The organism is Pedobacter sp. 01T416_2, assembly GCF_056398925.1.
On the sequence record NZ_JBFTQI010000213.1, the window covers coordinates 1 to 7,954 of the forward strand.

Genomic DNA, 7,954 nt, shown 5'->3' on the forward strand with positions numbered 1-7,954 from the left:
AAAAGGCAGGGACTAATACGACCACAAGTTCTGTGAACTAGAGATGACGGAAGTTCACCCTGCCTTTTATTTAAACGCTTACCAAGCTTTCTTCTTGTAATACTATTTACAAGAAGAAAAATCAGTCCGATAAACCAAAGGAGATGACGATTCTTATTTGGAACCTATTAAATACCAACCCTGCATAAAGTTCATTAAAAAAGGGCAGATTAAAACCTGCCCTATAATTTTTATTAGTATGTCCACCTTGGATCGCCGATCGGACCACCGGTGCTTCCCGCGCTTCTTAAAGGCGAACCAACAGCTATAGTGAAATCAGTTGTTGTAGCTGTCCAGCCGGTATTGATAGATTGATTACTTGCTAAAGTTGCTGTTCCAAAGGTTAGTGCTGTTCCGCCAGTTAGGGCGCTGAACAGGTTGAAGTAATTACTGTTCGAAACCTTCAATGTACTTCCTGCACCTGTGCCCCTAATGGCAGCAGCGTTAACCGTACCCGATTTTGGTGTATTTGCAAAAATGCTGTTCAAAATGGTAAAATTGATCGGATTGGCATTCGCATCTAACAGGGCGTACTTGGCATTGCCACCAAAACCATTAAAGGTCGAATTGGTGATCGCAACTGTCGGGATAACATCCCCTGTATAAGTGGTGCTCGCTGTAACCAGGCCAGGGCCTGCATTGTAAAAAGTAGATTTAGATATGGTAAGGGCATTGAACTGCATTTTATTTAGGTGAAAAGTATAATATGCAGATGAACCATTTAAGCCCATGTCGTAAACAATCGAGTTATTAACCGTAATGCCTGTGATTTTAAAATCGCGGGCGGCCGTGCCTCTATCGCCTCTTAAAAACGATGTTACAGAGCCATGTGCAATACAGTTATCTACCACTACATTGGTAAAAGTTGCTGCTGCACCATTGGCCGCCTGTGTGCCAATAAAATTAAGGAAATAAAGCGATGCACTGGCTGTTCCATCAAATTCAATACCCGAAAGCGTTACGCCTGCCCCAGTACCCTCTAAATCAATTTCCTTATAATTTACCTTTGTATCGGTTGGGTTGCCTGATGTTGATTTTATGGTAATGGTTTTTTGGGTGATGAAAGTGGTTGCCGACAAGGTATAGGTGCCTGGGTTTAAACCAATAATTGCGCCATTTGTTGCACTGGCAATCGCTGCAGCCAGGTCATCACCAGGATTTAATTTAACCGTATATGTAGTTGGAGCAAGGGTAATAAAAGTGGCAATTCCTTTGCTTTTCGTTCCTGCAAATAGTTCGGCGGTATATTTTGTCCCTGCTGTTAATCCTGTTATGGCTTTTAACCCTGCCGAGGCATCAGTGGTACTCAGGGTTATCGTGGTTGCCGTTCCGCTTTCAKGGGTTAAAACGATGGATGTTAAACCAACTGTTGGGGTATAACGCAGTGTAATATTATTCTCTTTAATTTCATTATCTCTGATGGCTGCAAAAAGTTGAATCCCGGTTAACTGAAAAACGCTGCTACGTATATATTTCGATTCAGGCTGGCTTTCAGTTGCACTGGCTTTAACCCTTGCATAATATTTGGTTCTTACCGCTAAATTCTCTTCAGTTACCGTTACACCGGCCGTATCTGCTGTAGTGGTGTAATTTACAGTAGCAAACAGCGAATCTGTTGAGAAATCGATACTGTATTTAAAGGTTTTTCCAGTCGACATCAAAGGAACTGTCCAGGTTAATTTCGCTGAAGTTTCGCCAGCGGTAATTTTTACATCGCTTGGCTTAAATATCCTTGCTGGTTCTGTTGGAATATCTTCTTCCTTTTTGCATGAAGAAATTACCGCAACCATCAATAATAAAACGGCGAATTTAAACCCTAATTGATTTATAAATGTTTTCATAATTAATATCTAATTAATAACCAAAGTTTTGAGCCATACTCGGATTTTCGATCAATGTTGTTTTAGGATATGGGAAAAGTTCCTTTTTATTTGCTTCGAAGTAAAAAGCAATTCCCGTAGAAGTGCTGGTTATGGAGTTTTCTTCTGTAACAGCCTTTCTCCAGTTTTTAGTGGTATATCCGCTCGGTGCTGTTGAAGTGTTTAATCCTGGTGAGGCAAACACATTATTTGGTACACCGCCATAGAGATCGAGTGTGGCTACTTCGTTTACGCTCGTTCCCAACAGGTAATTCCCCTCTTTGGCATAAACGTAATTTGGTACACTGGTATAATCGCCCGTTCCTGCAATCAAAGCACGTATTTTATTGCGTGTTTCTTCAAATTTACTGCCTAATAAATTCCAGCGGATTAAATCATATTTACGGATACCCTCTCCTCCAAATTCCAATAACCTTTCTTTCACAATAGCAGTAAAAAAGCCGTTTTTATCCATTGGTGTTACTGGGATTTGTCCTTCAAAACCAGCAAAGGCACGTTTTTGTACCTCTTGCAAGGCATTAACTGCGGAAGCAGATGGTGCTCCGTTAATTTCATTATCTGCCTCTGCATACATTAACAGTATATCGGCAAAACGTAACATTGGCCAGTTTACCCCGAAAGTTTGAGCAGCGGAAGAGTTGTTAAAAGTTGTCCATGATTTGCGGAATTTTCCATCCGTCATGTTAAACAGGGTATTGATAATTTTCTTTGATGTTGCGGTAATTTCGAAAACGCCGATGGTTACATCCCTGCGACAATCTTTGGTGACATCAAATTCATAAAAGTAAGTAGGAATAGCATTCATCCCGCCGCCGCCTGAACCAAAAGTAGATGCGGAGTTAAAACGGATACCGTTATAATAACCTAATTTGCTATCGGTAGAAGCGTTGCCGCCAAAAGCAGCCACTTCAAACATCAGCTCGTGGGCGTCATCATAGCGGGTTGTGGTATGCAAGGTCTTAAATACATTTTCATAAACGGGATTCAGGCTATGCTCCGAACGGTGGTTCATAATGTCCAAACACTCATCAAAAGCAATTTTATAATAAGTTAAATAATCAGCACTGCGTTCCATAGTATGATTGGCCGACCTTAGCGAATAACCGCCTCTGGCTAAAGCAATACGGGCTCTTAAGCCTTTAATTGCACCTTTGGTATAACGGAAACTGCCGTATTCTGTGATTCCACTTCTCCATGGCACCAGGTCCTCAGCCATTTTTAAATCTGCGATGATCCGATCATAGGTTTTATTGCGGTCTACATTTGGGCCATACAATGTTTCGGCATCTGCAGAAGGCACGAAAGACGCAGGAACATCACCCCAGTTACGGATCAATTCATAAAGAAATTGTGCTCTTAATGTTAAAGCTTCACCATAATACCGTTTCATAATCGTTTTGTCAGCCTCAGAACCATTGGTATAAAGACTAGAGGCCGGGATAAATTTGATGCAGATGTTTGCCCGCTCTACGCCCGCATATAATTGTAAAAATGGGTTGATCAGATCGGTATTGTCTGAACTCGCACCGTACATGCTAATCCCCCTGCGATCGGAAGAACTATAACTTCCCGAGGTTTTAAAATCATCGGCGGTTAAACCAAATAGTGTAGATATGCGGCTTCCGTAACCATTATCACCGCAAAGACGGTTGTAAACTGCAATAATTGCTGCATTGGTGTTTGCTGTACTTTCAAAAACAACATCCGGACTAGAGGATGACGGCGATTGTACATCTAAATATTTTTTACAGGAAGTAGTTATGCTCAATGCTCCAACAGCAATTACCATTAAAGCCGATTTTATAAATTTATTGTTCATTTTCTTTAATGTTGAGGTTAAAATACCATGTTTATACCAGCAAGGATATATCTGCTGCGCGGATAAGCAGCGTAATCTATACCTGGCGTAAGTGGATTCGATCGGCGGGTGTTTGCTTCAGGATCATAACCTGTATAGCCCGTTATCGTATATAAGTTATTAACTGTTCCGTATACCCTTAATTTTGAAATGAAACCTGTTTTTCTGATCAAACCCTGTGGTAAGCTATAACCCAGTGTCAGATTGCTGATTCTTAAAAACGAGCCATTTTCAATAGCGTAAGAGGTTAAAGCATAGTTCCCTCCTGTAGGCGTCCATAGTGAAGTATTGGCGTTCATGGAAGTCAATAATGCCGGGTCTGTTATCTTTACACCATTGGCATCAAAGTTCTGCCAGCGATCATTCATCACCGCAAGTAAATTGTTGTCTTTTACGTTGTATTGCGAGGTAAACTCTATTTTGTTGGCGTTGTACACCTTGCTTCCGTAACTAAAGTTTACAAATACAGTTAGATCGAAATTTTTATAGGCAAACTGATTGTTGAAACCTCCGGTGAATTTCGGCTGTGCTGTACCTAAAACCGTTCTGTCGTCATCACCGATCATCATACTTGATGAAGACGATAGTTTTTGAACCTTCATGTCGCCTGGCTGAGGATCACGGTTACCCAATAATACCCTGCTATTTGCAACAGTTGGCTTAAGTGTATAGGTATAGGCACCAGTAGTTGTGTTTTGGACGTAGGTGAAATCATCAACAGTATATCGCCCGTCCGAAACGAAACCGTAAAACTGACCAACCGGCTGGCCTACTTCGACTTTAAAATCGCCTAAGCTGTTTACCCAGCCTGATTGTGTGATGTATGAATTTACGCCATTTTGCAGTTCGACAATTTTGTTCTTGTTGAATGAAATGTTGAAACTGGTATTGTAGCTAAAGTTTTTGGTTTTAACGGCCTGATAATTCAATTGCAGTTCGAAACCTGTATTTTGGGTTTTACCCACATTTTGCTGTTGTGTAGCATACCCCGTAGTTTGTGGCACATTTGCATTTAAAAGTAGGTTTTTTGTTCTGTTGTCGTAATAATCTAAATTAAGCGATAACTTGTTTTTAAATAAATCGATATCAATACCCAGGTTTTTAGAAATATTGGTTTCCCAGGTAATGTTCGGGTTAGATAAAATATTTCCTGTAGCTGTACCTGAAATTAAACCAGTTGATACTGAGCCATCTGTATCGGCATAACCACCGGTGGTAGAACTTAGGTAAAATAATGTTCTAAATAAATCCTGACCGATACGGTTGTTCCCTGCTGCACCATAACTAAACCTAACTTTAAAGTTATCTAACCAATCGAGGTTCATATCTTTTACAAATTTCTCTTCCGTTACCCTCCAGGCTACCTGTGCCGATGGGAAATAACCCCATTGTTTCCCTGCCGCAAATAATGAAGAAGCATCTGTTCTGAAGTTTACAGTGGCCAGGTATTTATTTTTAAAACCGTAAGAGGCCCTGCTAAATACCGAAAACTGCCTGGTGCCAGAAATTAGTGAAGTTGGCCTGTCCTGAATGGTATTTGCCGGAGCGCTGCTCACAAAAGCATCATCGGGAGAGATGTTTATGGGTAAAAATTTAAGCACAGTTGTTCTCGAATCGATATCGACCATGTTGATTTCCTGGCCTACCAATAAATCTAAACTATGGTCTTTACCCAGATTTGGTTTATAGTTAATGGTGTTGGTATTAATAAAAGATTTTTGGGCTACCGTGTCCAGTTGGATGGCAGGTAAACCTGCATTGTTCCTGGCTACGTTACTTACCGGGCCATTAAAAGTATTAACGTGCCTGTTAGTTCGGTTGTAACCAACGGTACTCTTTATCGTTAAGTTTTTAAGAATCGAATATTGTACATAACCGCTCGAAATTAAATCGTTGCGATAATCATATTTCAATTCCTGGTTGGCCAAGGTAATTGGATTGGTTAATCCGGTAGTTAAATAGTCTGCATCGAACAAATCGCCAGAATCGCCACCACCTGAATAAGGCTGGTAACGTACAGAATTTCTTAAACGGTTAGTACCCTGCGAACCTGTAGAGGTTGTACCTACACCATCAATACGCTGACCACTGTAACGGGCATTTAGACCAACCCTGAATTTATCAGAAAATTTATGGTCTAAACGCACAGAGGCAAAAGTTCTTCTATAGCCAGAGTTAAGCATAATACCGTCTTCCTTGGTATTGTTTACCGAAACATTGTAAGTGGTTTTAGAAGTACCGCCTGATAGATTTAAAACTTCGGTATTGCTCCATGCCTGACGGCCGAAAATTTTGTCCTGCCAATCGATATTTGGAATATTTTTGTAAATGTCCAGATCTTCAAACGTGCCATATTTTTTGGTAAAAGTATCTTTTACATCCTGATTGGTGTTGTTGTTATAGAGCTCATATTGATATTTGATAAACTCATAAGGATTCATTACATCCAGCTCGTTTACAATCTGCCGCGCACCCGCATAAGCATCAAACGAAACAATCGGTCTTCCTTTCTTTCCGCTTTTGGTGGTAATGATCACTACTCCATTAGCACCTCTACTGCCATAAATTGATGTTGATGCCACGTCTTTTAACACATCAATAGACTGGATTTCGTTCGGCGATAAAATGGATAATGCATTTTCAACCTGGATTCCATCTACAATGTACAATGGAGAATTATCACCCGTAAGTGAGCTACCCCCACGTACTTTAATTACAATTTCGGCGCCTGGGCTTCCTTCCGTTGTGGTAACCGATACGCCTGCCAGTTTACCAGCCAAAGCCTGGGCTGCAGTGCTTACCGGGAACTGATCAATATCTTTCCCGGTAATGGAAGATACGGAACCCGTTAAGGCTTCTTTACGTACAGATCCGTAACCGATGTTTACGGTAACCTCTTGTAAAGTGTTGGCATCTTCTTCAAGTGTTACATCTATTTTGTTTTGCTCACCTACAGCAACATTTTTTGTTTTATAACCTACATAGGTAAAAATTAGGGTAGCGCCTTTGGCCGGAACGGGAATTTTGTAAACTCCATTCGCATCTGTACTCGCTCCAATTTTCGAATCCTTTATCGATACACTCACGCCTATTAGTGGCTGCCCATCAGATTTATCCTTTACAGTTCCTGTTAATTGTCTGTTTTGTGCTTGAGCAACAGATAATCCAAAAAAAGAGAGAAGTGCTAAAAAGAGTAAAACTCTGCTCATAGTTATTTATTTATTTGAAGTAATTTGGTTTTTTTATGATGCTGCAATCGCTTGCAGATAGAATATAATTCTATTTCGGGATGTTATAGTTAGTTTATATTTGGTTACGTTGATGTAACAATTTTACAAACTAAAAAGCAATTGAAACCAGATTTAACTAAAAAACTGTGCAAACGTTCCCAAAAACGTAGATGCGACGTTTATTAATGTTACTCATCCAATCCCCTTAAAGAGATATTTTTTGTAACTTGTACGCATTACGAAAATGAGATTTGAAACATCTACCATAAAAGATATTGCTAAAGCGTTGGGATTGTCAACTTCAACAGTCTCCAGGGCTTTAAGAGATCGTTACGAAATTAGTGAGGAAACCAAAAAACTGGTTTTGGCTTATGCTGAAAAGGTTAATTACCGCGCTAATCCAATCGCCAGAAGTTTAAAGGAGCGCCGTAGCTATTCTATCGGCATTATTGTGAGCGAAATTGCCAACAACTTTTTTTCTCAGGTGATAAATGGCATCGAATCCATCGCTTATGATAAAGATTATCACGTTATCATCTCTCAAAGTCACGAATCTTACAAGCAGGAGAAACTGAATGTTGAGCACCTTGCATCACGTTCTATCGATGGTTTATTGATTGCGCTATCGTCTGAAACGCAGGATATTGATTACCTGAGGAGTTTATATGCCAAGGGCTTACCAATTGTTTTTTTCGACCGTGTGCCTAAAGATTTTGAAACCCATAAGGTAATCGCGAATAATTTTAAAGGTTCTTTTGATGCCACAGAACATCTTATTTTATCTGGAAAAAGAACCATTGCCCATTTAACAAATTCTGAAAATCTTTCGATAACAAAAGAAAGGTTAGAAGGTTATAAAGCAGCATTGGTTAAATACCATATCGAATTTAGACCTGAGCTGGTTAAATATTGCCAGCATGGAGGTATGCACAGTGCAGAGCTGGAAC

General features: G+C 40.1%; 4 protein-coding genes. 1 reads left to right on the forward strand and 3 read right to left on the reverse strand.

The genetic code is table 11. The annotated features are described in order from the left end of the window. Positions 1-233: 233 nt before the first annotated feature. Genes AC1DPQ_RS11080 through AC1DPQ_RS11090 form a run of 3 tightly spaced genes read right to left on the reverse strand, consistent with a single transcriptional unit; the run spans position 234 to position 6,986 of the window. Complete coding sequence (locus AC1DPQ_RS11080; protein ID WP_477609270.1) at positions 234-1,880, reverse strand: fibronectin type III domain-containing protein; 1,647 nt, start codon at positions 1,878-1,880, stop codon at positions 234-236. Positions 1,881-1,893: 13 nt separating this feature from the next. Further along, positions 1,894-3,738, reverse strand: coding sequence for a RagB/SusD family nutrient uptake outer membrane protein (locus AC1DPQ_RS11085; RefSeq protein WP_477580569.1), 1,845 nt, complete (start codon positions 3,736-3,738; stop codon positions 1,894-1,896). Positions 3,739-3,755: 17 nt separating this feature from the next. Then, a complete protein-coding gene (locus tag AC1DPQ_RS11090) occupies positions 3,756-6,986 on the reverse strand; it encodes a SusC/RagA family TonB-linked outer membrane protein (protein WP_477580571.1) in 3,231 nt (1,076 codons plus the stop codon). Positions 6,987-7,251: 265 nt separating this feature from the next. On the opposite strand from AC1DPQ_RS11090, the gene AC1DPQ_RS11095 reads away from it, so the two are divergent. Then, positions 7,252-7,954 (forward strand): LacI family DNA-binding transcriptional regulator (locus AC1DPQ_RS11095; protein ID WP_477609272.1); only part of this gene is annotated, 703 nt, incomplete at its 3' end.